This window comes from Sphingomonas sp. FW306-05-A, assembly GCF_058782275.1.
In genome coordinates, this window is sequence record NZ_JBYSXN010000002.1 from 827,990 (window position 1) to 854,420 (window position 26,431).

A 26,431-nucleotide genomic window follows, 5' to 3' on the forward strand; every position below is an offset into this window, starting at 1 on the left:
GTCGTACCTTTCTCGAACCCTGAAGATAAGCACAGAAGGATTAATGGCAATGGAACGTCACAGGGGAATCGTCGATCAGCGTGATCGGCGCGGCGGTTCTGTGTCGAATCGCCACATTCCGGCGTCTGCAGACCCCATCACGCCGCCTTGCGTTGCCGAAATGCCGGCCTGAAGGGCGGTCAGCAATGGCTCGATGTTGCTGGAATGATCGAACGCGGGGCGGGTGATTCGCGCGGACTGACGAATATCGAGAATGGCCCTGCGCACCAGCATCCGCTGCACCGCGCGCGGCAAGTCCGCGATGCGCAGCTTGATACCCTCCAAACCGACCGGGACGAGCCGCTCGCTCCACAGCCATTCGGCGATCTCTTCGAGCGCCGAATGCGCCTCGCCCACATGCTGCGCAGTGCGGGCAAGCCCCACCGGGTCGAGCCACGGCGTTTCCGCAAGCAAGCGCCGAACCCGGACGCGTTCGAACTGCTGATCGGCGTTGCTCGGGTCATCGACGAACGGCACGTCGGCGGAAACCACCACCGCGCGAAGATCAGCACGTCGCCATCCGAGCAGGGGTCGAACGATCGCAAACCCGGTCGGGGTCTCTCCCCCTTGAAACGCAATTCGGTGAGACCGAATACCGGCCAGCCCCGCCGGACCGCTCCCGCGGACCGCACGCATCAGCACCGTCTCGGCCTGATCCTCGACATGATGCGCAGTCGCTAGCGCAACCGCCCCCATCTCGGCGACCCAGCGTCCGAGCAGATCGTAGCGCAGCGCGCGCGCCGTCTCCTGAATCCTGCTGGGGCCGATCGCATCGCGCAACTCCAATGTTTGGTGCGGCACGCCCGCGGCGGCACACCAGCGTGCCACCATCGCCGCTTCGTCGACCGCCGCCGGGCGCAAGCCATGATCCACCGTCGCGGCACGGATCTGCCCCGGAAACGCGGCCGTCGCCAAAGCAAGCATCGCCATGCTGTCGGGTCCGCCCGACACGGCGAGCGCGAGCGATGCACCTTGCGGTAACGGCCCGCCCAACGTCTGCGTGAGATCCACGCCGAACCGCGCCACCTGCGCGGGATCAAGCCCCGGAACGGGGCGCGTCATCTCACGAACAGTTCGACGCCGCGCGCCCCTTGGCGACGCCGGCCTTCATGCGCGCGTCGGCGTCGACCTTGGCGCCATAGGTCCGTTGAAGCTCGGTATAGACCTTGCACACCTGCGCCGCGGGTTTGTCGAGTTTCACCAGCGCCTGCGCGAGGTAGAACAGGCTCTCGGGTGCGCGGTCGCCGTCCGGCCAGTTCTTGTAGCTATCGTAAAAGGCGAGACTGGCGAGCGACGGCTTGTCGTCATCGAGATACGATCGGCCCAGCAGGTTTTGCGCATAGCTTGCGCGCTTGTGCTTGGGATATTTGCTGACGACGGTTTTGAACTGCGTCTCGGCCTGGGCATATTGCTTGGCCGTCCACAGCCGGTAACCGTAGAGATAGGTATCCTCGACGGGATCGCCGGTCTCGGGCCGCTCGACGCTGGTCGTGGCCGCGGCGTTCGTTACCGCAGGCGCTCCGCGCGTGGGATCGCCCATCGTCGGGGCCTCCAGCGTACCGCCGCCACGCCCCGGCCCGACACCGCCCGATGGCGACCGCGTCGGAGCGGGCCGATCGGCGGGACGCTCCATCGCCGGCTGATCGGCGGGTGAATCGCCGAACCCGCCAGACGAGCTGCTCGGGGGCGGGGCGGCGGCGCGTGCCGCGGCTGCGTCCGCTTCCAGCGTCTTCAGACGCCCCTCGAGCACATCGACCCGGTGCTGATTGGTCTCGATCTCGCCCGTCATCTGGCGAAGCTGCGATTCGAGTGAGTCGACGCGCGCAGTGAGGTCCGCCACCGGGCTTGCGGCAGGCGTCCCTGGGATCACGGTCTGTGGCTGCGCTGCGACATTGTCGGGTTCGACATAGGCGTTGCCACCCGGGAACACCTTGCGCTGGACTGCGCGCATCTCGCTCTCAAGCCGCCCGACGCGGCCTTCAACGTTGGACTGGGCAACCGCGGGTGTGCTGCCAAGCGCGGACGCCGCGAGCAGGATCGTAACGATTGGAAAACGGCGCATCATGCACCCCCCGGTGCGAGGTAAGGACAAATCACGGCGATCGCTTCAGGCATCACGGCGTGGGACGATTGCTGCCGCCAGCGGCGCCAGGTTCAGGCGAGGTCGGCGCGGCGATATTGAGCGCATTAGCTGCAGCGGGGGCCGGACGCTGATCGCCTTGCGATGTCGCGGCGGCATCGGTCGGGGTGGCCGCAGGCTGTCCGCGCGCGATCAGCGCAGCGGGGTCGACCTTGACGTCCTTGATCGCACGCTTGCCGTCGCCCAGCGGTGCAATCGGCTGCCCGCCGACCGTGACGCGCAGCTTGTCGGGACGTCCCACGTTGATCATCGGGCCGACCGCATCCTCGGGAACGGTGTACGCCTCACCCGGTGCCAGCGTCCCGATGTAGAGCGTCTTGTTCGCCGAATCGTACACTTTCAGCCATACCTCGTCGGTTGCGGTCAGCACGACCGGGCCGTCCTTCGGCGTGGGGATCGGTGCGCTCGCGGGCGGGGCAACCGGAACCGTGCTGGCAACCGGCGCCGTGCCGGCGGGGATATTTTCCTCGCTCCGGAACAGGCCAGTGCCATACCACAATCCGGCACCGATCAGCAGGATCACCGCCGCAAGCATGGCGCCGAACGCGAGCCCGCGGGTCGGGCCACGCGATGGCTCGACGATTTCATACGCCTGATATTCGACCCGGCGCGGAGTGCTTGGTTTGTCGACCGCACCGCGAATGTCGCGTCCGATCGACACTTCGTCGACGCCGACCGCACGGGCATAGGCCTTCGCAAAACCGACCGAATAGGTGATCGACGGCAAGGCCGCGAAATTGGATTCCTCAATCGCCTCGAGCTGACGCACGGGAATACGCGTCCGCGCAGCCACTTCGGCGAGCGAAAGCCCCATTGCGTCGCGCGCGTCGCGCAGCCGCTCCCCTGCTGTCTTTGGGAACAGCGTCGCCTCTTCAGGCGGTGTCGGATCGGTCATGCAGTCCTCCGGTCGAACGGTTGCGCCCCAGGTGCGTCCGGCCCTCGCCCCCGTGTCTCACAAAGCGAGCGGGACAAGTCAACGCCTTGCGCGTCCGCTACGCGTGCTTCACGCCAGTTCGACGCCGTGTTGCCGCGCCCATTCGGCCAGCGCGCCGCGCATGTCGCGCGGGGGCGCCTTGAGCAATGTCGCCATATATTCCGTCAGCGCTGCACGGTCGAGCGTGCGGACCATCGCCTTGATCGGACCCACCGCGGCGGGAGTGATCGACAGCCGTTCGATCCCCAGCCCGATCAGCGCCATCGCCTCGAGTGGCCGTCCGCCCATTTCCCCGCAGACGGTGAGCTGCACCCCGGCCGCCCGGGTCGGGTCGACCAGTTTAGCGAGAAAGCGCAGGATCGCCCCGCTCAGCCAGTCATAGCGCTCGGCGAGCTTCGGGTTTGCACGATCGGCAGCGAACAGGAATTGGGTCAGGTCGTTGGTGCCGACCGACAGGAACGATATGTTGGGGAGCAGCAGATCAAGCTGTTCCGCAAGCGCCGGGACCTCGAGCATCGCGCCGTAGCGGATTTCGGACGGCAGCTTCTTGTTGCGTGCCGATAGCCAGTCACGCTGCGCCTCGAACAAGGCGCGCGCCTCGTCGAATTCCCACGGCTCGCTGACCATCGGGAACATCACGTTGAGCGTCCGCCCCGCCGCCGCCTCGAGCAAGGCGCGTGCCTGGACCTTCATCAGCCCGCCGCGTTCGAGCGCGAGCCGGAGCGCACGCCAGCCCATCGCCGGGTTTTCCTCGTCGGCGTCGGTCTTGTTGAGATAGGGCAGCGCCTTGTCCCCGCCGATATCGACGGTGCGGAACACCACCGGGCGATCACCTGCCACCTCAAGCACGTCTCGGTACAGCCGCTGCTGGCGTTCGCGGGATGGCAACGTCGCCGAGACGAGGAACTGGAATTCGGTGCGGAACAGTCCGATCCCGTCCGCGCCAGTCATGTCGAGCGCGGCGACGTCGTCGCGTAGCCCGGCGTTGACCATCAGCGTCAAGCGGTGGCCGTCCTTTGTGACGGGGGCAACATTCTTGAGTGACGCAAACACCGCGCGGCGTTTCTGGCGGACCTGGAGCGCCGTATCGAACGCTTCCTCCATCGCGGACGACGGCCGCGCGAAGACGTTGCCTGCGGTTACGTCGAGCAACAGCATGTCCCCCTCCCCGACCAGCCGCCGGATATCACGCACCCGACCGAGCACCGGAACGCCCATCGCCCGCGCGACGATCGTAACATGTGCGGTGAGCGAGCCCTCCTCGAGGATCACGCCCTTCAGCCGGCGACGGTCATATTCAAGCAGTTCGGCTGGTCCGAGGTTGCGTGCGATCAGGATCGTGTCCTGCCGCAGCCCCATTTGCGCGGCGGTGCCCATTTGTCCCGAGACGATCCGGAGCAGCCGGTTCGACAGATCTTCGAGATCGTGCATCCGGTCCGCGAGCAACGGGTCGTCGATCTGCCGCATCCGCATCCGAGTCCGTTGCTGGACGCGCTCGATCGCAGCCTCGGCGGTCAGGCCGCTGTCGATCGCCTCGTTGATGCGACGGCTCCAGCCCTCGTCATAGGCGAACATCTTGTAGGTCTCGAGCACTTCCTCATGCTCGCCGCCACCACCGAATTCGGCTTGGCTGGCGAGCCGCTCGATCTGATCGCGCATCTTGTCGAACGCGGCATAGACCCGGTGACGCTCGGCCTCGGCGTCCTCGGCGACAGTGTGCTCGACGTGGACGCGTGGCTGGTGGAACACCGCGCAACCGCTCGCCATGCCGTCGACGAGCTTCAGCCCGGCAATCCGCATCGGCGCGGTCGATTGCGGACGCATCGTCGCGGCACCGCTTGCGTCGACCAGCTCAGCATTGGCGATCAGTTCGCTCAGCACCATCGCGACGGTCTGCAGCGCCTCGATCTCGACATCGGCGTAGCGGCGCGATTCGACATGCTGGACGCACAACACTCCGACCGCGCGTTCGCGCCGGATGATCGGCACCCCCGCGAAACTGTGGAAGCGATCCTCGCCGGTTTCGGGGCGATAGGCGAAATCGGGGTGCGACGCGGCTTCGTCGAGATTGAGCGTCTCGACCTGTTCGGCGATCGTCCCGACCAGCCCCTCGCCCAGCGCCATCTTGGTAACATGCACCGCTTCCTGCGCGAGACCGCGGGTCGCGAACAGTTCGAGCACGCCTTCGCGCAACAGGTAGATCGAGCAGACCTCGCTCGCCATCGCTTCGCCGACGATCCCGACGACCGCGTTGAGCTTGGCTTGTGCAGGCGTTCGCGACGCCATCACATCATGAAGACGGACGAGAATTTCGCGGGCGGAGGCGGCGGCAGATGGCATGCTATGGCGCTAACAGATTGCTTGGCTGCGTTCCATCTTGCGGCGCACAACGAAATGTTGCCGGCAACTCAGCCGTCGAACAGGCTTTCCTGGCTTCCGGCGGGCGGATTGAGCCCGAGATGCTTCCACCCGCCTGCATTCAGGCACCGCCCGCGCGCGGTGCGCGCGATCAGGCCTAGCTGGATCAGATATGGCTCGATCACTTCCTCGACCGTGTCGCGCGGTTCGCTGAGGCCCGCCGCGAGCGTTTCGACCCCGACCGGTCCACCGCGATAAATGTCCGCGATCATCATCAGGTAGCGCCGGTCCATCGCGTCCAGCCCGAGCTTGTCCACCTCGAGCCGGTTGAGCGCACGGTCGGCCTCGGTCGCATCGACGCTTTCCCGTCCGGCGGCATGCGCGAAATCACGAACGCGGCGCAGGAGCCGACCGGCGATCCGCGGCGTCCCACGCGAGCGGCGCGCGACTTCGGTCGCGCCCTTGGGGGTGATCGCGAGGCCGAGCAGCCCCGCCGCGCGCGTCACGACCCGCGTCAATTCCTCGACCGTGTAGAAGGACAGCCGCACCGGGATGCCGAAACGGTCGCGCAGTGGCGTAGTGAGCAGCCCCTGCCGCGTCGTCGCGCCAACCAAAGTAAAGCGCGGAAGGTCGATCCGGACGCTGCGCGCACTCGGCCCCTCGCCGATCATCAGGTCGAGCGCGCGGTCCTCCATTGCGGGATACAGCACTTCCTCGACCGCAGGCTGCAAGCGGTGGATCTCGTCGATGAACAGCACGTCGCCATCCTCGAGATTCGTCAGCAGCGCCGCGAGATCGCCCGACTTGGCGATCACCGGACCCGACGTCGCGCGGAAGCCGACGCCCATTTCACGCGCGATGATCTGCGCGAGCGTGGTCTTGCCGAGCCCCGGCGGCCCGAAGAACAGCACATGGTCGAGCGCATCACCCCGCGCACGCGCCGCCGCGATGAAGACGCGCAGATTCTCGCGCGCGGCCTTTTGCCCGACGAAATCGTCGAGCGACTTGGGGCGCAGCGCGGCATCGACGTCCTCGGGCGTGCGGGTAGCATTGAGGATGCGGTCTTCGGTCATCGTGTCGCGATAGCGCGCGGTGGCTGGGCGGGGCAAGGCACAGCGGGTAAGGTGTGGCGATGGCTGACCTTCCCGATCTGTATCTCATCGCCGACATGGCCCCCGATCTGGTCGCGGCGCTCGAGCAGCGCTTCACGGTGCATCGAGGCGATCCGCCCGCCACGACGCGCGCAATCTGCGGCGGCGGGAGCAGCGTGATCGACGCCGCGCTGATCGAGCGGTTGCCGGCGTTGGAGATCATTGCGATCAACGGCGTTGGCTATGACGGCGTCGACCTGGACGCAGCCAAAACGCGCGGGGTTCGCGTGACCAACACCCCCGACGTGCTGACCGATGACGTCGCCGATCTTGCGATCGGTCTATGGCTCGCGGTCGAGCGGCGGATCGCCGCGAACGACGCCATAGTGCGCGACGGCGGCTGGAATGTCCCGCTCGCCCGGCGCGCGAGCGGGCGGAAGATCGGGATTTTCGGGCTGGGCCGGATCGGGCAGGCGATCGCACGGCGGTCAGAGCCGTTCGGTGGCGCCATCCTTTACACCGCGCGTAGCGAGAAACCGGTTGCGTGGCAGTTCGTGCGGGACGTCACTGCGCTGGCCGCCGCATGCGACGTGCTGATCCTTGCTGCTCCCGGGGGTGCAGATACGCAGGGCATCGTCGATACGGCGGTGCTGGCGGCGCTGGGCAGCAATGGCGTGCTCATCAACGTGGCGCGCGGCAGCCTAGTCGATCAACGCGCGTTGGTCGCAGCGCTGGAAGCGCGCGGGATCGCAGGCGCCGGGCTAGACGTCTTCGCGGACGAACCCGCCGTGCCGGATGCGCTCAAGACGATGCCGAACGTTGTCCTATCGCCGCATCAAGGGAGCGCCACGGTCGAGACCCGCGCGGCGATGGCGGCGCTGGTGCTTGCCAATCTCGATGCGCATCTTGCAGGCGAGCCGTTGCCGAGCGCGGTTGCGGAGCGCTAGCGCGTTACGTCGACAATCACTTCATCGCCTCAAGCAGTTCGTCGACCGTGACATCAGCCTGAGCGAGAATGCCGGAGAGTGTGCCAAGTTTCAGCTCACTGCGCTCGGGCACTACACAGGTCAACGAACCACGCCGGAGAACGATATGACTGCCCTTCTGGCGAACCCGGACAAAACCGAGTCGCTCCAACGCCCGGATCGCGTCGCGACTGCTAAGCCGCGGCAGACGAGGCATTATCGTTCACAGTGATGGTACTGAGAAGGATATTGCCGCGAACACGCAAAGGCGCTTCTTCGAGATAGAGCTCAACTGCTTCTCTGAGGTTTGCCAAAGCTTCTTCTATCGTCTCACCATCGGTGGTCGTCATGGTTTCCGGATTGTGAGCGACGTATCCGCCCTCTTCGGCAGGGGTCAGGACAGCGGATAGTTGCATGATCATCTCCTCAATCCTTGTTACCGCGCCGCCTTGCGCAGCGCCAGCCGGACCAGCGCGTCGAGCGTTGCACCTGTGCCAAGTTCTTCCTCCGCCGCCGCGACTGCGCTGCTCGCCTCCGCTGGGCGGAAGCCGAGGTTGAGCAGCGCTGATACCGCATCCGCGCCCGCACCGACCGGAGCGACCATCCCGCTCCCGCCGCTGCCGAGCGCGATGCCGCCGGTCTTGTCCTTGAGTTCGCGGACGATCCGTTCGGCGAGCTTGGGGCCGACGCCGTTGGCGCGCGCGACCATCGCCTTGTCCTGCGCGGCGATCGCGCGGACGAGGTCGGTCGGTTCGAGCGCGGACAGGATCGCGAGCGCGACGCGCGCGCCGACGCCCTGGACGCCGGTCAGCAGGCGGAACCAGTCGCGTTCCGAGGCACTTGCGAAACCGACGAGACGGATAAAGTCCTCGGCGACCAGCATCTCGGTGTGGAGCATCACCGGCTCGCCGACCGGGCCGATTGCCGAGAGCGTGCGCGAGGAGGCCCCGACGAGGTAGCCGACCCCACCGACGTCGATCACCGCATGATCGAGATCGGTCGCGCTGAGGACGCCGCGTAAGTGAGCAATCATCGCACAGGCGCCAAACGAGGCATTAGCGTAAGTCCTTGTAAACAGTGCAATTAGTCAGACGGGCCAATATCCACCAATCGCGTGGCGGCGGTACCGATGCGTAACCGGAACGGGCGGCGCGGGGAAAGCGAAATCAGGGAATGCGCCGCGCGCTCGCCATATGGTGCGCATGGCAGATCGCGACCGCGAGCGCATCCGCCGCATCCGCGCCGTGGATCTTCACGCCCGGAAGGAGGCGCGAAACCATCGCATGCACCTGCGCTTTGTCCGCGTTTCCGACACCGACGACCGCCTTTTTGACCAGGGTTGCGGCATATTCTCCCACTTCCAGCCCGACTCGCGCACCCGCGCACAGCACGACGCCGCGCGCCTGGCCGAGTTTGAGCGTGCTTTGCGGGTTGGAATTGACGAACACTTCCTCGACCGCGCAGGCGTCGGGCTGGAGATCGACGATCAGCGCGGCGAGCATTGCGTCGAGATGCGCCAGCCGCCGCGGGAGCGGGGCGGCGGTGTCGGTCTTAAGGCGGCCGTTGGCGACGTGGCTCAGGCGGTTGCCTTCGGCTCGGATCAGGCCCCAGCCGGTGGTGCCTAGGCCTGGGTCCAGGCCGAGGATCAGCATTTCTGGCCGGGCGAAGGGGGTTTCACGCAAAGGCGCGAAGCCGCGAAGGAAGAAGGTGTTGGGACTGTCATTGGTTTGGCCAAGTTGAGGAAGGGGTTCTCGCACGAAGGCACGAAGGCACGAAGATTGAAGGCAGGGAGGTGATTTGCCCGGCGTGCCGGGAGACATAAACTTCTTCTCTTCGTGGCTTTGCGGCTTTGCGTGATGAATCCTTACTTGAGCCCTTCTCGGTGAGACACTGCCCCACCCCAACCCCTCCCCTGAAGGGGAGGGGCTTTTAGGGAAGGGTTAGCCTAGCTTTTCGAGGATCGCGTCGGATACTTCGTAATTGCCCCAGACCGTCTGTACGTCGTCATCGTCGTCGAGCACGTCGATCAGCTTGAACAGCGTCGCGGCATCGTCCTCGCCGACTTCGACCATCGTCTGCGGACGCCACGCGAGCTTCGCGCCCTCGGGCTCACCGAGCACCGGGGTCAGCGCCGTCACGACTTCGTGGAGCGACTCGTTCGAGGTCCAGATCTCGTGACCCTCGTCGCTCGACTGGACGTCCTCGGCCCCTGCTTCCAGCGCCGCCTCGAACACCTTCTCCGAATCGCCCGCCGACGCGGGATAGGAAATCAGCCCCATCCGGTCGAACGCATGACTGACGGAGCCCGACGCGCCCAAGTTGCCGCCGTTCTTGGCCATGCCGGTGCGGACGTTGGTCGCGGTGCGGTTGCGGTTGTCGGTGAGCGCCTCGATGATCAGCGAGACACCGCCGGGACCGAAGCCCTCGTAGCGGATTTCCTCGTAATTCTCGGTATCGCCCTTCGATGCCTTGTCGACCGCGCGCTGGATGTTGTCCTTGGGCATCGACTGCGCCTTGGCGGCGTTGATCGCCATGCGCAGGCGCGGGTTCATGTCCGGATCGGGCAGGCCCATCTTCGCCGCGACGGTGATTTCGCGGCTGAGCTTGGAGAACATGCCCGAGCGCTTCTTATCCTGCGCGCCCTTGCGGTACATGATGTTCTTGTATTTGGAATGGCCTGCCATGGGTCTCTCTGCTTTGCCTGCGCGTCACCCCGGCGCTTGGCCGGGATCCGTCCTGTGCCCCATCGCATACCGTCCGGGGCGAAGTGGATGCTGGAACAAGTCCGGCATGACGGCAAGAGTGTAGGTCGGTCGGCGCTTACGCCAGGCCGAGCGCCTGCTTGTAGGTCTCGAGCAGCATTTCCGCCTCGTCGCGGTGATGCTTTTCCATCTTGCGCAGGCGCACGATGGTGCGGATCGTCTTGACGTCGAACCCGGTCGACTTGGCTTCGCCGTAGACATCCTTGATGTCGTCCGCGATGCCCTTTTTCTCTTCCTCGAGCCGCTCGATGCGCTCGATGAGAAGGCGTAGCTGGTCGGCGGCGATGGTCTCGCTCATGAAAAGTCCCCTGCAAACAGATCGTGGACCATCCGTCCCGAACAGGGGCCGGGCAGCGTCTGGGCGTATCGGAGGCGACACGCGGAGAAGCGGGCGCTTGGCGATACGCCGGATCGACACGCTCGGTGGCGGTTCAGGGCGAATGGCGGTGGACGCGGGCCTTACCCATCCGCGCGCCCCGCGTCACCCCCCTAGCCCGCCACGGCTCATGCATTCTTGGCGACGCTGTCCTTCATCCGCTGCAATTGCTCAGGCGTCGCGTCGCCCTGGTGATGCGTCTTCCACTCGGAATACGGCATGCCGTAGATCGTCTCGCGTGCCGCATCCTTGTCGAGCGTGCCGTGCGATGCTTCCTGCACCCAATCCGACAGGCAGTTGCGGCAGAAGCCGGCCAGACCCATCAGGTCGACGTTCTGGGCATCGTCGCGGTGGCGCAGATGCCGTACAAGCCGGCGGAACGCATCGGCCGCCACCGAATCGTCTAGGTCATTCAAATCGGTCATCGATGCGCTCCAAAGGTTGATCGTGCGGAGATAGGGGTTAGAGCGGCACGCGCAACGCCACTCCCCAGGGCAAGGACATTCCATGACAAAGGCCATCAGCCCCCGCGCGCGCAAAGTCCGCATTCTCGCGACGCTCGGTCCCGCAAGCAACTCCCCCGAAATGATCGCCACGCTGTTCGAGGCGGGCGCCGACGCCTTCCGCGTCAACATGAGCCACGGTGACCAGCAGTCGAAGGTCGCGGTGATCCAGGCGATCCGCGCGCTCGAGAAGACCTACAACCGGCCCTCGACGATCCTGGCGGATCTGCAGGGGCCGAAACTGCGCGTCGGCAAGTTCGAAGGCGGACGCGTTGAGCTCGTCACCGGCAGCAGCTTCACGCTCGACCGCGATTCGACCCCCGGCGATGCGACTCGCGTCGAACTGCCGCACCGCGAGATCTTTGAGGCGATCGAGCCGGGCGCGCGCCTGCTGCTCGACGACGGCAAGCTCGTGCTGCGCGTGACCAGCCACACCGAGACGACGATCGTCACCGACGTCGTCGTCGGCGGCGCGCTGTCGAACAACAAGGGGCTCAACGTTCCCGACGTCGTGCTGCCGATGGCCGCGCTGACCGAGAAGGATCGCAGCGATCTCGCCTTCGCGGTCGACCAAGGCGTCGACTGGATCGCGCTCTCCTTCGTCCAGCGGCCCGAGGATTTGGCCGAGGCGCGCAAGCTGATCGGCGGCAAGACCGCGCTGCTCGCCAAGATCGAGAAGCCCTCCGCAATCGAGCGGCTCGAGGAAATCGTCGAGGCATGTGACGGCGTGATGGTCGCGCGCGGCGATCTCGGCGTCGAATTGCCGCCGGAGAGCGTTCCGCCGCTGCAGAAGCGAATCATCGAAGTCTCGCGCCGGCTCGGCCGTCCGGTGGTGGTCGCGACGCAGATGCTCGAATCGATGATTTCGTCGCCCTCGCCGACTCGCGCCGAAGTCTCCGACGTCGCGACCGCGATCTATGACGGTGCGGATGCGATCATGCTGTCGGCGGAAAGTGCCGCGGGCGCATGGCCGACCGAATCGGTCGCGATGATGAATGCGATCGGCGAAGCGGTCGAAAAGGACCCGACGCATGGCGACCGGATTCATTTCACGCAGATCCATTCGGACCCGACCACGGCGGACGCCTTGTCGGAAGCCGCCAAGAACATCGCGCATACCGTCGATGCCGCGGCGATCATCTGCTTCACCGCTTCGGGCTCGACCGCACGTCGTGTCGCACGCGAGCGGCCGGGCGTGCCGCTGATGGTGCTGACCCCCAATATCGAGACCGCGCGGCGTGCAGGTCTGCTGTGGGGCGCCTATGCGGTCCACACCAAGGACGTCGATTCGTTCGAGGCGATGGTCGCCAAGGCCAAGCGCATGGCGCTGCGCCACCGGATCGCCAAGGCCGGTGACCGCCTGATCATCATCGCGGGCGTCCCGTTCAAGACTCCGGGGTCGACCAACGTGCTCCACGTGGTGCGGATCGTCGGCGATGAGTTGAAGGATTACGGCTGATTTCGGTAACCCCGGGCTTTGTCCCGGGGTTCACCCTGGCGCGCTTACGTGCTGCGCTCGTGTTCGTGCACGGACAGGAGTTCAGAGTGGCGAAGCGCCACGCCCGTGACCCTGGGCTCCTGCCTGCGCAGGAGCACAACGTTTCAGATCAACTGAGAATTCCGTAGTTCACCAGATCGGCGCGTAGCGTCTCGGCATCGGTGAACAGCACAGCGGGCATACCAACGCTGTGCGCACCGGCAACATTGTCTTCGCGATCATCGACGAACAATGCGTCCTCTGCCGCCAGCCCGAACCGATCGAGCGCGAGGCGGTAGATTGCCGCATCGGGCTTGGTCAGCAACTCGTCGCCCGACACCACGATATCGGCAAAGCGATCGAACAGCTCCGCCTCACGATCGCGGAACGGCGGCCAGAACTCGGCGGAAAAGTTGGTGATCGCGTACAGCGGCACCCCCGCCGCCTCGATATCGAGGATAAGCGCGTGCATTCCCGGAAGCATCCCCCCGAGTTGCTCGACGAACCTTGGACCCCATGCAGCGATTAGATGGGCATGATCCGGATGCGCGGCCGCAAGCTCCGCCGAGGTTTCGGCGAAGGGGCGGCCAGCGTCATGCTGGAAGTGCCAGTCCTTGGTCGCGACATCCCGCAGAAACGCATCGAGCGCCCGATCATCATCGATCAGGCGCTCATAGAGGAACCGCGGGTTCCAGTCGTACAGGACGTTGCCGACGTCGAAGACGACGGCACGCGTCCGGGCACGCATCGGGTGATTAACCCTGGCGCGCCTTGAAGCGACGGTTGGTCTTGTTGATGACGTACGTGCGCCCACGACGACGGATCACGCGGTTATCGCGATGACGACCCTTGAGCGACTTCAGGGAATTGCGGATCTTCATGATCGATTCGCTTTGCAAATTCTGGAATGTGGAAAAGAGGCGCTCGCATATGGGCCGCGGGAAGCTTAGTCAAGATCGGGTTGCCGCGGAACCCCAACCGGGCATCGAAGCGTTACCTCATCGCAACAAGTTCTCTTAAAGGCGCAAGCGCATGAAAATCGGTTTGGGATTGGCATTGGTGGCGGCCTCTTCGCTCACGGCGTGCGCAACGACGCCGCGGAGTGGCCCGGTGGAAGTGACCCGCTTCCATCTCGGCGCTCCGCTCGAAACGGGCACGATCGCGGTCGAGCCGATGCAGCGCGGGACGGTCGGGCGCTATGGCACCTATGGCTCCAACGTCGGCGTCGAGCCCTCGCCGCAGAACCCGCAGCAGCGAGTCCCGATCGAGACCGGCCTCGAGTTCCGGAATTACGCGAATGCGGTTCAGGACGAGGCACTGCGGCATGGCTTCACGACCGCCAGCACGCCGATGTCGTCGCAATATCTCGCGGTCGTCGGCTATAGCCGGCAGTTCCGCGAGACCACGCCACAGAGCAGCGGCGTGCAGGTCGGCCTCGGCGGCGGTGGCGGTGGCGGCGGGTATCGCGGCGGCGGGCTGGGGCTCGGCGGCGGGATCTCCTTCCCGATCGGACGGCCCAAGTATCGCGCCATCGCGCTGACCGACATGCAGGTGCAGATCCGCCGCCGCAGCGACCAGACGATCATCTGGGAAGGCCGTGCGCAGACCAGCGCGGACGAGCGGGCTCGCGATGCACAGCCCGACGCGGTCGCGCGGAAATTGGCCGCGGCGCTGTTCCAGGGCTTCCCCGGGGAATCGGGGCGCACTATCACGGTGAAATGATCGCCCTCACCAACACCATCGCCATCACCGCCGCATTCGACAGCGGCAACATCCAACTGGTCGGGATCGAAGCGGGGGGCAGCCATGCCGCCCGCATCGATCTCAACATCGCGCATGATCGCCAGTCGGATTTCTATCAGTGGTTCCACTTCCGCGCCTCGGGCGTGAAGGGCACCACCTGCACTTTCCGCATCCTCAATGCCGGCGGCTCGGCCTATCCGTTCGGCTGGCCGGGCTACAAGGTGCGCGTCAGCACCGACCGGATCCACTGGCGGATGATCCCGACGCGCTATGTCGACGGGGTGCTCGAATTCGAATGGACCGGGACCGGCGACCTCGCGTGGTTCGCCTATTTCCAGCCCTATACGATGGAACGCCACGACGATCTCGTCGCACGCATCGCGCTCGCGCCGGGGGTGACGCATCGGGAACTCGGGCAAACGCTGGACGGGCGCGCGATCGATTGCCTTGCGGTCGGCACGGGGGCGAAGCCGGTGTGGTTCTATGCGCGGCAGCATCCGGGCGAGAGCATGGCCGAATGGTTCATGGAGGGGCTGCTCGAACGGCTGACCGACACGGCTGCCCCGGGCGTGGCCGCGCTGCTGGAGAAGGCGACCTTCTACTGCGTGCCCAACATGAACCCCGACGGGTCGTTCCGCGGGCATCTGCGCACCAATGCGGCAGGGGTGAACCTCAACCGCGAATGGCTTACCCCGACGGCGGAGAAAAGCCCCGAGGTGCTGTGCGTGCTCGCCGCGATGGACCGGACCGGGGTGGATTTTGCGATGGACGTCCACGGCGACGAGGCGATCCCGGCGAACTTCTTTGCAGGGTTCGAGGGGATCCCGTCATGGACCGAAGCGCAGGGCGCTAAATATACCGATTTCGGGAAGCGGCTCGAGGCGGTGACGCCCGATTTCCAGACCGCCAAGGGGTATGACAAGGCGGCACCGGGGCGCGCGAACCTGTCGATGTCGACCAACCAGGTGGCGGAACGGTTCGGGGCGGTGTCGATGACGCTGGAGATGCCGTTCAAGGATCATGATCCCAACCCCGATGCCGAATTCGGCTGGTCGGGCGAGCGGTCCAAGGCATTGGCGCATGCGTGCCTGGACGTGCTGGCCGGGATGATCGACGAGATCTGAGCCCCGCTCTCCCCGTTCGTTTCGAGCGACGTCGAGAAACGGCCCTTCGCGCCCGCGGTCGATCAGCCCGTTGCCGGAAGCAAGGCGGCGGCGGTCGGCTGTTCGGGCGTTGCGAACGGACCATGAGCGACGGGCAGCAGCGTGCTGCGCGCATCATCCTTGAAGTCGCGCACGATCAGTTCCTTGCCGAGCCTCAGCCGTGGACCCGGCGCGGCGGGGGAGGACTGAACGACTTTGTACAGCCCGCCGACTGCAAGGTCCGAGGCTTGCGCTCCGGCAACGGCAAAGCTGTTGTAATAAGCGATCAGCGGAAGAATGCCGTCCGGATCCAGACGGTTGGCCCTGGCGATGAACCGCCTGGCCTCCTCGAGCCGAAGCGGACGCTCTCCGGCGGGCGCGCGCCCGGCCAATCCGGCAAGTGCCGTCCCCTTCCACACGAGCGCGCGCGTGTCCGTCGGTGCCTGCGCGATCACGCGGTCGGCGGCGGCGAGACATGGATCCGGATTGTCACTCCGGCATTCGGCTTCGGCCAGCAGCAACTGGTTTTCGATCAGGTCGGGAAATCGGGTCGCATTGCCGCGCAGCCGCGCGAGCCAGGCTGCACGCCGGGCAAGCGCCGTCGAACGGTCGCGGCCTTCCTCCTCAGGGACTTCGATCCGCGCGCCCAGTTCGAGCCGGCCCCGGATGAGCCCGGCCTCCGCGCGCGTCAGCCGGAGGACGGTCGGGGCCGGCGTGCGCGCGACCGGAAAGGTCATCCGCTCGGCCTGCACCGCGCGGCCCCGGTAGGCGTTGACGGCGCGCTGGAGCTCGACCGGACTGCCCAGGGCATCAGCCGCGGTTTTCAAGTCTGCACCCCCCGCCAGGGCGCTGAGGTACTTTTGCAACCGCGGCTTCCACGTGTCCGAGAAATACAGCAGGTGCACCAGCCGCCACGCCTGATAGGGCGTCCAGATGCGCCCCTTGCCCGAGAGATAGCGGCCATCCAGGATATTCCTCACCGGATAGTCGCCGTACTGCTTCATCACCTGGAAAAAGCCGGTCGGAAGCTGGCCATATTCGACGAAATCCTTGTCGGCGACCATCGTCGCGAACATCTCCCCGAACCCCTGCAGGAACCAGCGCGGGTAGGCCGCGGGGAAATAGGTCATCAGGTAATTCTGGGCAAAGCCTGCGTAGAGGCGCGAGTCGGCCGACTGGCAGAAGGCGATCTCGTTAACCGGAAGAAGGGCAACGATCCCGCCCCAGCTCTCCGATCCATCGGGATTGGATGTGGGCGCAAAGCTTACGCTCACCAACCCCGTATCGCCGTCGCTTTGACAATCCCGGCGCGACGGACGGCCGATGGACGGCTGAAGGACCAGGTTCGAGCCCGCTTGCGTCGCCGCGAGAACTGGCCCCTCCTCCCGGGGGTCGTAGTAAATGGTTTTGGAGAAAGGCGTCGGAAAGGGGCCATATTGCCAGCGCAGGTCGGTCAGCCGAAGCTGCTCGAACTCTGCGGCAGCCCCAATCATCGTCACCGCGATCTTGATCGTTTCGTCGGGCTTGTCCACCCGCCCGGTCAGGGCCGACAGCAGGAAGTGCAGCTTCTCGAGGTTGTGCGCGGTATCCCGCAAAGCCTTCTCGTCGTCCTGGCTGAACACCACGACGTGCGGCGTTTCCGCCATGCGCCAGTTGCTCATCTCAACTTTGGTCTTGGGAATTCGGGTACCCGTGACCGTGATGGTCAGATCCCCATTCTTCACCGGCGCAGTCAGTTGCGCCTGCGCCGGGAGGCTAAAGATCATACCGACGATGACAAGCCACCACCGCATCCTGTGAAGCTCCACGTTCCGCAAAGGCCTTCAAGGCAACATTAAGCGCCCGATTGGGCCAAAAATCGAGTCCTTAATGGTATACCCTCGTTGCAGACTCGCTGATGGCGACATTCACTTGGAAGCGCAGTCTGTATAGTAGCTAGTTTTAGTTACCGCGTAGCACAGTTTGCGGCAGCAAGGCGGCTGCCGTCGGCTGTTCAGGCGTTGCGAACGGACCATAAGCGACCGGCAACAGCGTGCTGCGAGCATCATCCTTGAAATCGCGCCCGATCAGTTCTTGCCCGAGCTTCAGCCGTGGACCGGGCGCGGCGGGGGAGGACTGAACGACTTTGTAGAGCCCTCCTACGGCGAGGTCCGAGGCTTCCGTACCGGCAACGGCAAAGCTGTTGTAATAAGCGATGAGCGGAAGGATGCCTTCCGGATCCGCGCGGTTGGCTTTGGCGATGAACCCTCTGGCTTGCTTTAGCCGAGGCTGACGCTCGACGATGGGCGCGCGCCCAGCCAATGCGGCAAGCGCCGTGCCCTTCCACACGAGCGCGCGCGTGTCCGTCGGGGCCTGTGCCATCACCCGATCAGCGGCGGCAAGACAGTCTTGCGGATTGCCGCTGCGACATTCGGCCTCGGCCAACAGCAGCTGGTTTTCGATCAGGTCGGGGAAGCGGCTCGCGTTGCCGCGCAGCCGCGCGAGCCATGCCGCGCGCCGGGCAAGCGCCGTCGAACGGTCGCGGCCTTCCTCGGCAGGGACGTCGATCCGCGCGCCAAGCTCGAGCCGGCCCCGGATCAGACCCGCCTCCGCCCGCGTCAGACGGCGGACGGTCGGGGCCGGGGTGCGCGCGACAGGAAAGGTCATGCGCTCGGCCTGCACCGCGCGGCCCCGGTAGGCGTTGACGGCGCGCTGAAGCTCGGCCGGACTGCCCAATGCGCTCGCGGCGCTTTTCGGGTAGGCCCCGTTCGCCACGGCGTCGAGATAGGTCCGCAAACGCGGCTTCAACGTGTCCGAAAAATACAGGAGATGGACCAGCCGCCACGCGTGATAGGGGGTCCAGGCCCGGCCCTCGCCCGAGAGATAGCGGCCGCTCAGGATGTCCGTTACCGGATAATCGCCATAATGCTCCATGACTTTGAAGAAACCGGGCGGGAGCTGGCCGTATTCCACATGGTCGTCGCTAGCGACCATCGTGGCGAATATTTCCCCAAAGCCCTGCAGAAACCAGCGCGGGTATGCCGCGGGGGAATAGGTCATCAGGTAATTCTGCGCGAAGCCAGCGTAGAGCCGGGAGTCGGCGGTCTGGCAGAAGGCAATCTCGTTCTTCGTAAGCTGAGGGGCGATGTCTGCTGTTGTCGGATCGAGCCTGGAGACGTCACCGGGAACGATGCTACCACCTGTGAAGCTGAATACGACGAATTGATCCATGGGATAACCGCCGTCATCGCGAAAGCAATTGCGGTTCGTTGGACGGCCGTCCGATGGCCGGAGAACGACATTTACCCCGGTCCCGGTGGTTGCAAGCACCGACCCTTCTTCGCGCGGATCGTAATAGACGGTCTTTGCGAAAGCCTTCGGAAACGGCCCATATTGCCAGCGGAGGTCGGTCAACCGAAGCTGCTCGAACGTCGCCACATCGCCAATCATCGTGACGGCGAGCTTGATCGTCTCGTCCGGCGCGTCCACCCGTCCGGTCAGCGCCGAGAGCAGGAAGTGGAGCTTTTCGAGATTGTGCGCGGTACGGCGCAAATCCTTCTCGTCGTTTTCGCTGAACACGACGACGTGCGGCGTTTCCGCCATGCGCCAGTTGCTCATCTCGACCTTGGTCTTGGGGATACGGGTGCCCGTGACCGTGATGGTCAGGTCACCGTTCTTCACCGGCGCGGTCAGTTGCGCGTGGGCCGGGAGGGTGGCGACCATGCCGACGACGAAAAGCCACCACCGCATCATTTGAAGCCCTTCCTTCAGCCAAAGCCTTCGGATTGACATCAAGCGCCCGATCGCGTCCGAAATCGAGTCCTTTCGATGCGAGGGTCGTTGCTCCAGACCCGCCGAAGGCGACGTTTGCACACACCGAAACCGTCCGCACCCCCAACCCCGAGGTTGATCGCGCCCGCCCCAGACGATACCCCGGCGCGCAACTGGGTCCCCGGCCGTCCGTCGGGGAAGGAGACCATCGCACATGCCAACGCTCGTCCTGATCCGCCACGGCCAGTCCAGCTGGAACCTCGAGAATCGTTTCACCGGCTGGTGGGACGTCGACGTCACCGAAAAGGGGATCGAGGAAGCGCGCGCAGCAGGGCGATTGATGGCGGAGAAGGGGCTGGATTTCGACCAGTGCTTCACCTCGCTCCAGACCCGCGCGATCAAGACGCTCAACCTCGCGCTCGAGGAAATGCACCGGCTGTGGCTGCCGGTGGAGAAGGACTGGCGGCTTAACGAGCGGCATTATGGTGGGCTGACCGGGCTCAACAAGGCGGAGACCGCGGAGAAGCACGGCGAGGCGCAGGTCCATATCTGGCGGCGCAGCTTCGACGTGCCGCCGCCCCCGATGGAGGCAGGCAGCGCCTATGACATGACGCAGGACCGGCGCTACGCGGGGATCGAAATCCCCGCGACCGAAAGCCTGAAAGATACGATCGCGCGCGTGCTGCCGTATTGGGAGTCGCGGATCGTGCCGGCGTTGAAGGATGGGCAGCGCGTGCTGATCTCTGCGCACGGCAACTCGCTGCGCGCTTTGGTCAAGCATCTGTCGAATATTCCCGACGACGAGATCACCACGCTCGAGATCCCGACCGGCCAGCCGATCGTCTACGAGCTCGACGATGCGCTGAACGCAACCGACCGCTATTATCTGAACGAACGCTGAGGCGGGGGCCGTCACCCTGGCACGAGGCTGGGTGACGGCGGTACGCGATACTCGGTACGCTTTACTGTGGAACACATTCTGTCGTCCGGGCACGAAGCCCAAATCCACCAGCAGCATTACGCCAACGCTACTATTACCCGCCGATGGTGGATGCCCGGGGGGGAGGCAGCCGTCACGACGTGTTACGCGGAATGTATTCGGTACAAACTCGCCAACGACGCGGCAGAGCCTCGCGCCGTCAATACGCGCCATACACTCCCAACGGGTGAGAGGACCGGCGATACATTCGACCGGAGGCTTTGACGGACGCCGCTACTAAACACGTATCGGCTGAGTAATGGCGTAACTCGCGTGACCGCGAGTGGTTCCCTCGCGCCATTCGCTGACGGACGATACGGACGGTTGCTCTTCGCGCAGGCCGCCGCTACCTCCGGGCGATGGAACCCTCGGTCGGCATCATCATGGGCAGCACCTCCGATTGGGAGACGATGCACCACGCGGCGGATCTCCTTGAGGAACTGGGCATTTCGCACGAGGCCAAGGTCGTCTCGGCACATCGTACCCCCAAGCGGCTGTACGATTATGCCGACAGTGCGGCAGGCCGCGGGATCAAGATCATCATTGCGGGCGCAGGCGGTGCGGCGCATCTTCCGGGCATGGCGGCGGCGCTGACGCATCTGCCGGTGCTCGGCGTGCCGGTCGAGAGCAAGGCGCTCAAGGGCGTCGACAGCCTCTACTCGATCGTCCAGATGCCCGCGGGAATCCCTGTGGGCACGCTCGCGATCGGCAAGGCGGGCGCGAAGAACGCGGCATTGCTCGCAGCGGCGATCCTGGCGCTGTCGGACGCGGATTTGAGCGCCCGATTGCAGGCGTGGCGCGCGGCGCAGACCGATGGCGTGGCGACCGACCCTGCATGAAGCACGACGGGCGATCCCTCGCTCCTCCCCTCCCTGAAAGGGAGGGGTTGGGGGTGGGTCGGCCTAGGGCAGGCGTCCGGCCGAACAACGGACCCACCCACCCCCGGCCCCTCCCTTGCAGGGCGGGGAGACCCGCTACTATGCCCCCCCCTCACCCGACGGACTCACGCGCATGACCCCCCTCCCCCCCGGATCGACCATCGGCATCCTCGGCGGCGGGCAGCTCGGGCGGATGCTCGCGGTGGCCGCGGCGCAGCTTGGCTATCACGTCCGCATCCTCGCGCCCGACGAGGAAGCGGTCGCCGCACAGACCGCGTCGAGCTTTACGCGCGCGGATTATCACAGCCGGATCGTGCTCGATGAATTCGCCGCCGCGGCGGATGTCGTGACCTATGAATTCGAGAATATCGCGCTCGATCCGGTGCGCTATCTCGCGGCGAAGGTGCCGGTCCACCCTGCGCCCGCCGCGCTCGGCATCGCGCAGGATCGTGCCGCGGAAAAGGCGTTCGTCGGCGAGATCGGCGGCCGCACTGCGCCCTGGGCCAAGGTCGAGACGCTCGCCGAGCTGGAAGCCGCGGTCGCAGAGATCGGTTGCCCCGCGATCCTCAAGACGCTGCGCATGGGCTATGACGGCAAGGGTCAGGTGCGGATCACCAGTCCTGACGCGGTTGCCGACGCGTGGGACGCGATCGGCGGACGGCCCGCGGTGCTCGAAGGGTTCGTGACGTTCAGCCACGAATTCTCGATCCTGCTGGTGCGCCGCGCCGACGGGCAGATGGTCAGCTATCCGCCGCCGTGGAACGAGCATGTCGACGGCATCCTGGCGCGCTCGACATTGCCTGCGCCACCGGAGATCGCCTCGCAATGGGGCGAGGCGGCGGCGCTGGCGGGGCGGATCGCGGACCGGCTCGACTATGTCGGCGTGCTCGCGTGCGAGTTCTTCGCCTCGCCGGATGGCCCGGTGTTCAACGAAATGGCGCCGCGGGTCCACAATTCGGGACATTGGACGATCGAGGGCGCGGTGTGTTCGCAGTTCGAGAACCACATCCGCGCGATCTGCGGGCTGCCGCTGGGGGATACCGCGCTGACTGCGCCGAGTGTGGCGATGGAGAATCTGATCGGGCATGCCGCCGACCGCTGGGCGGAGATCCTCGCGGAGCCGGGGGCGCACCTGCACCTGTACGGCAAGGAAACGCGGCCGGGGCGCAAGATGGGGCATGTGACGCGATTGGGGCGGTGATTCTTCTCCCTCTCCCCGCTTGCGGGGAGAGGGCCGGGGAGAGGGGCAGTCCAGCAGCGCTGCGCTATGATACTGCCCCTCTCCCCTGAAGGGGAGAGGGAGAAGAAGGCTAATGAAAAACGGCCCGCGCTCGGGGGGAACGCAGGCCGTCTTTCAGCGCAACCGTACAGGCGTTACGCCTGGCGCGTGCCCGTCATCGGGAAGCTGCCGAACGCGCCTGCGCCGACCGAACCCGTCAGCGTGTCGCCTTCGGCGGTCGCACTGCAATCGAGGCTCATCGGCATCGGGACGGTGATCGACATCGTCCACTTGATCGTGTCGCCCTCGACCGTGCCGTCCTTGATGTCGACCGCGCCCATCGCGCCGACCTGGCTTCCGGTCCAGCTGTTGCCGTCGGTCTTGACGGTCAGCACTGCCTTCTGGTCGCCCAGCGGCGACTTGACGATCGTATCCCAGCTTCCATCGACAGCAGCCATCGTATCTCTCCTGAATCAGCTCAACGCACGTCCGCTACGGACGCCGCGGGGACCACCTCGACCGGTAGCCCGATGCTGTCAAGCTGGCCGCGGACCTTGCTTGCGTCGCCCACCACGACCCAGACGAACTTCGACGGGTCGAGCGCCTTGCGTGCCGCAGCGTCAAGCTCGGCTGCGGTCATCGCGCGATATTTTTGCGGGAGGGTCGCGAAATAGTCGTCCGGGCGGCGATAGAGCTCGTTCGACTGCATCGCCCCCAGCACCGCGCCCGATGTCTCGAAATTGCCCGGAAGCGAGCGGACGGAGTCGGTGATCGTCCGGTCGAACTCGGCGGGAGTGATCCCCTTGGTGGTGAGGAACGCCTTGATGTCGCCCTGCAGCGCCTTGATCGAATCCCCGGTGCGGTCCGCCTGGACGGGGGCCGACAGGACATACGGTGTTTGATACTCCGCGCGCCGGAAGCCGCCGTTGACGCCGTAGGACCAGTGCTTGTCCTCGCGCAGATCCATGTTGATCCGCGACGTGAAGTCGCCGCCAAGCGTATCGTTCGCGGTGGTGACACCCAGCAGATCATCCGTCCCGACCAGCGCGGTCGGGGCCGCGCCGACGATCAGCGACTGGGGCGAATCGGGCCGATCGACCAGCACGATCCGCGGGGTCGCGGGGGTGGCGGCGGCGGTGAAGTCCTTGGTCCCGCGTGGGCCGGTCGGGGTCCAGTCGCCGAAGCGCGCGTCGAGCGCCGCGGTGATCTCGGCGAGCGGACGGTCGCTGACGACGAAGATCTTTGCGGTATCGGGGCGGATCCAGCGGCGCTGGAACGCGATCAGATCGTCGCGTCCGAGCGTCGCGACCGCTTTGGCGTCCCCGCTCCCGATCGCCTTGGCGTAGGGCGAGCCCGCGCCGTAGACCAATTTGGGATAGATCCGCGTCGCCAGCCCGTTCGGGCTGGTGAACTCGGCGGCGATCCGCGACAGTTGCTGGTTCTTGAGCCGCGCGACTTCGGCGGGGTCGAACTTCGGGTTGCGGACGATGTCGGCGAACAGCTCGGTCGAGGCGGCGAGGTTCGCACTTGGCGTGAACATCGAGAGGAAGGTGCGATCCGCGCTCGACCCGGCGGAAACATTCGCGCCCAGCCGTTCCTTCGCCTCGGCCAGCGCGATCGAGTCGCGCGTGGTCGTGCCTTCGCTCATCATCGCGAGCGTCAGTTGCTGCGTGCCGAGCTTGCCCGGCACGTCCGCCGCGACGCCTGCATCGAAGCTCATCACCGCCTGGGTGATCGGCACAGCGTTGCGATAGGCATAGACCAGCTCGATCCCGTTGCGCAGCTTGGCGCGCTCGATCTTCGGGTAGACCAGCTCGCCGAGCGTGCCGACCGCGGGCAGGCCGCCGCGCGTGCCCTTGACCACGGGTTCGGGCGCGGTGACGACCTTGGCGGGCGGGGTCGATTCGACATAGGCATCGCGCGCACCGGGAACGACCGTGAGGCCGTACACCGGGCGCGACAGCCACTTGGCGGTAGCCGCCTTGACCTTTGCGGGCGTTTCCGCGGCGAGCGTGGCAAGCTGCTTCTTGTAAAAGCCAGGATCGTCCGAATAGAGCGCGCCCTGCGCGAGCGCGACTGCCTTGCCGCCGAAGCCGCCGGTCGACTCAAGCCCGGCAATCGTGCGCGCGGCGTCGCGTGTCGCGACCCGCTGGACTTCGTCCGCAGTCGGGCCGTTGGCGATGAACTCGGCGATGATCTCGTCGAGCCGCTTGGCGACCAGCGCGGGATCGACACCGGGGCGGACGTCCGCGCTGATCGTGAACATGCCGACCTGCGAGAAGGACTCATTGCTCGCCGACACCGAGACCGCGAGCTTTTCCTTGCGGACCAGCGCATTGTCGAGCCGGCTGCTCGACAGACCACCGAGCGCCCCCGCCGCGACATCGAGCGCGACCGAGTCGGTATCGTTCAACCCCGGCACCGCCCACATCCGGTGGATCCGCGTGTTGGCGACGCGATCCTTCATCGTCTCGAACTTGGCGACCGGGAGCGTCGGCACGGGTGCGGCGGGCGCAACGCTCTGCGGGCCCCGCGGGATCGCACCGAAATATTTGGTGACGAGCGTCTTCGCTTGCGCCGCGTCGACATCGCCCGACAGCACCAGCACCGCATTGTTGGGGCCATAATGCCCGCGGAACCAATTCTTGACGTCCTCGACGCTGGCGGAGTCGAGATCGGCCATCGAGCCAATCGTCGAATGGCCATAGGGATGCGACGCGGGGAACAGCGTCTCGACCTGCTTATACTCGACCAGACCGTAGGGCTGATTGTCGCCCTGCCGTTTCTCGTTCTGGACGACGCCGCGCTGCTCATCGACCACTGCGGGGGTCAGCGCGCCGAGCAGATAGCCCATGCGGTCGCTCTCCAGAAACAGCGTGCGCTCGAGCGCGGCGGCGGGGACGGTCTCGAAATAGTTGGTGCGATCGAAATAGGTCGTGCCGTTGAGGTCGGTCGCGCCGATCGCCTTGGTGTAATCGAAATAATCGCCCGGCGCATTTTCACTGCCGTTGAACATGAGATGTTCGAACAGATGCGCGAAGCCGGTCTTGCCCTTTGGCTCGAACTTGGAGCCGACGTTGTACCAGACACTGACCGCCACGACCGGCGCCTTGCGGTCGGTGTTGACGATGACGCGCAGGCCGTTGGGGAGGCGGAACTCGCTATAGGGAATGTCGACCTGGCGGACGAGATCCGCGACCGGGGCGGGCTTGGGAAGAGCGGTCTGCGCGAAAGCGGGCGTGGCGAACGTCGCCACCGCAACGCCGGAGAGCGCGATAAGCTTGACGGTCATGCTGGTGTGTTCCCCGGAATAAACGGTCTGGGCAGACCACTGTGCTATCCGGGTATAGCAATGGGGTTTGGCGTTGCAATCGGCCTTGCGCAGGGTCGGCATCGGCGATGCCTGATCGCCGAACGGATCAGTCCAGCGCGAAGCGGCCGATTGCAGGCATGTCATTCCGCACCTCGGCCGAGGCGTCATTCGTCTCGACCAGCGATACGGTGACCTTGGGAAACGAAATCCGCGCCGGATTGCCGACCGCGGTCGCGCCCTTGGGTACGTCGGTGATGACTACCGCATTCGCGCCGATCAAGGCATGCGCGCCGATCGTCACCGCGCCGATGATCTTTGCGCCGGCACCGATATCGACCTGGCCACCGATCGTCGGCACGCCGCCCTTTGCCGCGCCGATCGTGACTTGCTGGAAGATCAGGCAATTCGGGCCGATCTCCGCATCGGGATGGATGACGATGCCATTGGGGTGCGGCAGCAGCAATCCGCCGCCCAGCCGGGCGTTGAGCGGGATGTCTGCCCCCGTCATCATCGTCCAGAAGCGGTGGCGCAGGATCGCGACCCGTTTCTGCACCGCCGGGATCAGCCCAGGCGTGCCACGGGCCCGCTGATACGCACGGATCGACGCCAGCAACGACTTGGACGGCACCCATCCGGTCCGACGCTCGCGCTCCCAATCGGGGATCTCGCTGGAAATCATGGACAATACGCCTTTATATCCCAGGCGCACACCAACCCGCCTGCGGCTCGTTTTCGTACAGACACATGATTACTCAACCGACC

The 26,431-nt window shown here is 65.6% G+C and carries 26 protein-coding genes; 7 read left to right on the forward strand and 19 right to left on the reverse strand.

Going from position 1 to position 26,431, the window contains the following annotated elements; genetic code table 11:
• Window positions 1-75 precede the first annotated feature (75 nt).
• The 5 genes from tilS to ruvB all read right to left on the reverse strand — a co-directional run bounded on the left by tilS (window position 76) and on the right by ruvB (window position 6,544).
• Window positions 76-1,101 (reverse strand): tRNA lysidine(34) synthetase TilS, encoded by a 1,026-nt coding sequence (gene tilS / locus AC3WJR_RS12695; RefSeq protein ID WP_492725393.1) that lies wholly within the window; start codon window positions 1,099-1,101, stop codon window positions 76-78.
• 1 nt (window position 1,102) lies between these two features.
• A complete protein-coding gene (locus tag AC3WJR_RS12700; RefSeq protein WP_492725394.1) occupies window positions 1,103-2,101 on the reverse strand; it encodes a tetratricopeptide repeat protein in 999 nt (332 codons plus the stop codon).
• A 52-nt stretch (window positions 2,102-2,153) separates the two neighbouring features.
• Window positions 2,154-3,074 carry a helix-turn-helix domain-containing protein gene (locus AC3WJR_RS12705; RefSeq protein WP_492725395.1) on the reverse strand — a complete coding sequence of 307 codons (921 nt, stop codon included), beginning with the start codon at window positions 3,072-3,074 and terminating at the stop codon, window positions 2,154-2,156.
• A 108-nt stretch (window positions 3,075-3,182) separates the two neighbouring features.
• On the reverse strand, window positions 3,183-5,453 hold the full coding sequence (ptsP, locus tag AC3WJR_RS12710; RefSeq protein WP_492725396.1) for a phosphoenolpyruvate--protein phosphotransferase: 2,271 nt from the start codon (window positions 5,451-5,453) through the stop codon (window positions 3,183-3,185).
• A gap of 68 nt (window positions 5,454-5,521) precedes the next feature.
• Window positions 5,522-6,544, reverse strand: coding sequence for a Holliday junction branch migration DNA helicase RuvB (gene ruvB / locus AC3WJR_RS12715; RefSeq protein WP_492725397.1), 1,023 nt, complete (start codon window positions 6,542-6,544; stop codon window positions 5,522-5,524).
• A gap of 59 nt (window positions 6,545-6,603) precedes the next feature.
• Here ruvB and AC3WJR_RS12720 point away from each other — a divergent pair, with 59 nt between their 5' ends.
• A complete protein-coding gene (locus tag AC3WJR_RS12720) occupies window positions 6,604-7,509 on the forward strand; it encodes a 2-hydroxyacid dehydrogenase (protein ID WP_492725398.1) in 906 nt (301 codons plus the stop codon).
• Between the two features lie 16 nt (window positions 7,510-7,525).
• Here the strand turns inward: AC3WJR_RS12720 and AC3WJR_RS12725 are convergent, their stop codons facing one another.
• From AC3WJR_RS12725 to AC3WJR_RS12755, 7 genes are all read right to left on the reverse strand, one after another.
• Window positions 7,526-7,744 (reverse strand): type II toxin-antitoxin system HicA family toxin, encoded by a 219-nt coding sequence (locus AC3WJR_RS12725; protein WP_492725399.1) that lies wholly within the window; start codon window positions 7,742-7,744, stop codon window positions 7,526-7,528.
• Entirely contained in the window at window positions 7,722-7,949 is a 228-nt protein-coding gene (locus tag AC3WJR_RS12730; protein WP_492725400.1) for a type II toxin-antitoxin system HicB family antitoxin, read from the reverse strand. Before AC3WJR_RS12730 ends, AC3WJR_RS12725 begins: the two co-directional genes overlap by 23 nt.
• 14 nt (window positions 7,950-7,963) lie before the next feature.
• Complete coding sequence (gene ruvA, locus AC3WJR_RS12735; protein ID WP_242138679.1) at window positions 7,964-8,560, reverse strand: Holliday junction branch migration protein RuvA; 597 nt, start codon at window positions 8,558-8,560, stop codon at window positions 7,964-7,966.
• Window positions 8,561-8,693: 133 nt separating this feature from the next.
• A complete protein-coding gene (ruvC, locus tag AC3WJR_RS12740) occupies window positions 8,694-9,179 on the reverse strand; it encodes a crossover junction endodeoxyribonuclease RuvC (RefSeq protein ID WP_492725401.1) in 486 nt (161 codons plus the stop codon).
• A 288-nt stretch (window positions 9,180-9,467) separates the two neighbouring features.
• A complete protein-coding gene (locus tag AC3WJR_RS12745) occupies window positions 9,468-10,211 on the reverse strand; it encodes a YebC/PmpR family DNA-binding transcriptional regulator (protein WP_277968114.1) in 744 nt (247 codons plus the stop codon).
• 136 nt (window positions 10,212-10,347) lie between these two features.
• The gene (locus tag AC3WJR_RS12750) at window positions 10,348-10,587 is read right to left on the reverse strand and encodes a DUF2312 domain-containing protein (protein WP_010160912.1); all 240 of its coding nucleotides are present in this window, start codon (window positions 10,585-10,587) and stop codon (window positions 10,348-10,350) included.
• A 206-nt stretch (window positions 10,588-10,793) separates the two neighbouring features.
• Window positions 10,794-11,090 (reverse strand): DUF1244 domain-containing protein, encoded by a 297-nt coding sequence (locus AC3WJR_RS12755; protein ID WP_354279266.1) that lies wholly within the window; start codon window positions 11,088-11,090, stop codon window positions 10,794-10,796.
• An 82-nt stretch (window positions 11,091-11,172) separates the two neighbouring features.
• Between AC3WJR_RS12755 and pyk the strand changes: the two genes are divergently transcribed.
• On the forward strand, window positions 11,173-12,627 hold the full coding sequence (pyk, locus tag AC3WJR_RS12760) for a pyruvate kinase (protein WP_492725402.1): 1,455 nt from the start codon (window positions 11,173-11,175) through the stop codon (window positions 12,625-12,627).
• Between the two features lie 148 nt (window positions 12,628-12,775).
• On the opposite strand, the gene AC3WJR_RS12765 is transcribed toward pyk, so the two are convergent.
• Both AC3WJR_RS12765 and ykgO read right to left on the reverse strand, forming a co-directional pair.
• The gene (locus tag AC3WJR_RS12765; RefSeq protein ID WP_492725403.1) at window positions 12,776-13,393 is read right to left on the reverse strand and encodes an HAD family hydrolase; all 618 of its coding nucleotides are present in this window, start codon (window positions 13,391-13,393) and stop codon (window positions 12,776-12,778) included.
• 7 nt (window positions 13,394-13,400) lie between these two features.
• A complete protein-coding gene (gene ykgO, locus AC3WJR_RS12770; RefSeq protein WP_004210176.1) occupies window positions 13,401-13,526 on the reverse strand; it encodes a type B 50S ribosomal protein L36 in 126 nt (41 codons plus the stop codon).
• A 151-nt stretch (window positions 13,527-13,677) separates the two neighbouring features.
• On the opposite strand from ykgO, the gene AC3WJR_RS12775 reads away from it, so the two are divergent.
• A complete protein-coding gene (locus AC3WJR_RS12775) occupies window positions 13,678-14,367 on the forward strand; it encodes a DUF4136 domain-containing protein (protein ID WP_492725404.1) in 690 nt (229 codons plus the stop codon).
• Entirely contained in the window at window positions 14,364-15,512 is a 1,149-nt protein-coding gene (locus tag AC3WJR_RS12780) for a M14 family metallopeptidase (protein ID WP_492725405.1), read from the forward strand. The genes AC3WJR_RS12775 and AC3WJR_RS12780 overlap by 4 nt, the downstream gene beginning before the upstream one ends.
• 62 nt (window positions 15,513-15,574) lie before the next feature.
• Here the strand turns inward: AC3WJR_RS12780 and AC3WJR_RS12785 are convergent, their stop codons facing one another.
• Both AC3WJR_RS12785 and AC3WJR_RS12790 read right to left on the reverse strand, forming a co-directional pair.
• The gene (locus tag AC3WJR_RS12785) at window positions 15,575-17,296 is read right to left on the reverse strand and encodes a tetratricopeptide repeat protein (protein ID WP_354279261.1); all 1,722 of its coding nucleotides are present in this window, start codon (window positions 17,294-17,296) and stop codon (window positions 15,575-15,577) included.
• Between the two features lie 175 nt (window positions 17,297-17,471).
• Complete coding sequence (locus AC3WJR_RS12790; protein WP_492725406.1) at window positions 17,472-19,580, reverse strand: tetratricopeptide repeat protein; 2,109 nt, start codon at window positions 19,578-19,580, stop codon at window positions 17,472-17,474.
• Between AC3WJR_RS12790 and gpmA the strand changes: the two genes are divergently transcribed.
• From gpmA to AC3WJR_RS12805, 3 genes are all read left to right on the forward strand, one after another.
• Window positions 19,495-20,181, forward strand: a complete 687-nt coding sequence (gpmA, locus tag AC3WJR_RS12795; protein WP_354279259.1) for a 2,3-diphosphoglycerate-dependent phosphoglycerate mutase — start codon at window positions 19,495-19,497, stop codon at window positions 20,179-20,181. The two genes, AC3WJR_RS12790 and gpmA, sit on opposite strands and share 86 nt — an antisense overlap.
• A 437-nt stretch (window positions 20,182-20,618) precedes the next feature.
• Window positions 20,619-21,098 (forward strand): 5-(carboxyamino)imidazole ribonucleotide mutase, encoded by a 480-nt coding sequence (purE, locus tag AC3WJR_RS12800; RefSeq protein ID WP_492725407.1) that lies wholly within the window; start codon window positions 20,619-20,621, stop codon window positions 21,096-21,098.
• Between the two features lie 172 nt (window positions 21,099-21,270).
• A complete protein-coding gene (locus tag AC3WJR_RS12805; RefSeq protein WP_492725408.1) occupies window positions 21,271-22,338 on the forward strand; it encodes a 5-(carboxyamino)imidazole ribonucleotide synthase in 1,068 nt (355 codons plus the stop codon).
• Window positions 22,339-22,511: 173 nt separating this feature from the next.
• On the opposite strand, the gene AC3WJR_RS12810 is transcribed toward AC3WJR_RS12805, so the two are convergent.
• The 3 genes from AC3WJR_RS12810 to AC3WJR_RS12820 all read right to left on the reverse strand — a co-directional run bounded on the left by AC3WJR_RS12810 (window position 22,512) and on the right by AC3WJR_RS12820 (window position 26,348).
• Window positions 22,512-22,814, reverse strand: coding sequence for a hypothetical protein (locus AC3WJR_RS12810; protein WP_354279256.1), 303 nt, complete (start codon window positions 22,812-22,814; stop codon window positions 22,512-22,514).
• Between the two features lie 20 nt (window positions 22,815-22,834).
• Window positions 22,835-25,648, reverse strand: coding sequence for a M16 family metallopeptidase (locus tag AC3WJR_RS12815; protein ID WP_492725409.1), 2,814 nt, complete (start codon window positions 25,646-25,648; stop codon window positions 22,835-22,837).
• A gap of 127 nt (window positions 25,649-25,775) precedes the next feature.
• On the reverse strand, window positions 25,776-26,348 hold the full coding sequence (locus AC3WJR_RS12820; RefSeq protein WP_492725410.1) for a serine acetyltransferase: 573 nt from the start codon (window positions 26,346-26,348) through the stop codon (window positions 25,776-25,778).
• Window positions 26,349-26,431: the final 83 nt, after the last annotated feature.

Coding starts and splice junctions, on each gene's coding strand:
- tilS (WP_492725393.1), bottom strand. CDS start 1,101: ATGACGCGCCCCGTTCCGGGGCTTGATCCCGCGCAGGTGGCGCGGTTC.
- AC3WJR_RS12700 (WP_492725394.1), bottom strand. CDS start 2,101: ATGCGCCGTTTTCCAATCGTTACGATCCTGCTCGCGGCGTCCGCGCTT.
- AC3WJR_RS12705 (WP_492725395.1), bottom strand. CDS start 3,074: ATGACCGATCCGACACCGCCTGAAGAGGCGACGCTGTTCCCAAAGACA.
- ptsP (WP_492725396.1), bottom strand. CDS start 5,453: ATGCCATCTGCCGCCGCCTCCGCCCGCGAAATTCTCGTCCGTCTTCAT.
- ruvB (WP_492725397.1), bottom strand. CDS start 6,544: ATGACCGAAGACCGCATCCTCAATGCTACCCGCACGCCCGAGGACGTC.
- AC3WJR_RS12720 (WP_492725398.1), top strand. CDS start 6,604: ATGGCTGACCTTCCCGATCTGTATCTCATCGCCGACATGGCCCCCGAT.
- AC3WJR_RS12725 (WP_492725399.1), bottom strand. CDS start 7,744: ATGCCTCGTCTGCCGCGGCTTAGCAGTCGCGACGCGATCCGGGCGTTG.
- AC3WJR_RS12730 (WP_492725400.1), bottom strand. CDS start 7,949: ATGATCATGCAACTATCCGCTGTCCTGACCCCTGCCGAAGAGGGCGGA.
- ruvA (WP_242138679.1), bottom strand. CDS start 8,560: ATGATTGCTCACTTACGCGGCGTCCTCAGCGCGACCGATCTCGATCAT.
- ruvC (WP_492725401.1), bottom strand. CDS start 9,179: ATGCTGATCCTCGGCCTGGACCCAGGCCTAGGCACCACCGGCTGGGGC.
- AC3WJR_RS12745 (WP_277968114.1), bottom strand. CDS start 10,211: ATGGCAGGCCATTCCAAATACAAGAACATCATGTACCGCAAGGGCGCG.
- AC3WJR_RS12750 (WP_010160912.1), bottom strand. CDS start 10,587: ATGAGCGAGACCATCGCCGCCGACCAGCTACGCCTTCTCATCGAGCGC.
- AC3WJR_RS12755 (WP_354279266.1), bottom strand. CDS start 11,090: ATGACCGATTTGAATGACCTAGACGATTCGGTGGCGGCCGATGCGTTC.
- pyk (WP_492725402.1), top strand. CDS start 11,173: ATGACAAAGGCCATCAGCCCCCGCGCGCGCAAAGTCCGCATTCTCGCG.
- AC3WJR_RS12765 (WP_492725403.1), bottom strand. CDS start 13,393: ATGCGTGCCCGGACGCGTGCCGTCGTCTTCGACGTCGGCAACGTCCTG.
- ykgO (WP_004210176.1), bottom strand. CDS start 13,526: ATGAAGATCCGCAATTCCCTGAAGTCGCTCAAGGGTCGTCATCGCGAT.
- AC3WJR_RS12775 (WP_492725404.1), top strand. CDS start 13,678: ATGAAAATCGGTTTGGGATTGGCATTGGTGGCGGCCTCTTCGCTCACG.
- AC3WJR_RS12780 (WP_492725405.1), top strand. CDS start 14,364: ATGATCGCCCTCACCAACACCATCGCCATCACCGCCGCATTCGACAGC.
- AC3WJR_RS12785 (WP_354279261.1), bottom strand. CDS start 17,296: ATGATCTTTAGCCTCCCGGCGCAGGCGCAACTGACTGCGCCGGTGAAG.
- gpmA (WP_354279259.1), top strand. CDS start 19,495: ATGCCAACGCTCGTCCTGATCCGCCACGGCCAGTCCAGCTGGAACCTC.
- purE (WP_492725407.1), top strand. CDS start 20,619: ATGGAACCCTCGGTCGGCATCATCATGGGCAGCACCTCCGATTGGGAG.
- AC3WJR_RS12805 (WP_492725408.1), top strand. CDS start 21,271: ATGACCCCCCTCCCCCCCGGATCGACCATCGGCATCCTCGGCGGCGGG.
- AC3WJR_RS12810 (WP_354279256.1), bottom strand. CDS start 22,814: ATGGCTGCTGTCGATGGAAGCTGGGATACGATCGTCAAGTCGCCGCTG.
- AC3WJR_RS12815 (WP_492725409.1), bottom strand. CDS start 25,648: ATGACCGTCAAGCTTATCGCGCTCTCCGGCGTTGCGGTGGCGACGTTC.
- AC3WJR_RS12820 (WP_492725410.1), bottom strand. CDS start 26,348: ATGATTTCCAGCGAGATCCCCGATTGGGAGCGCGAGCGTCGGACCGGA.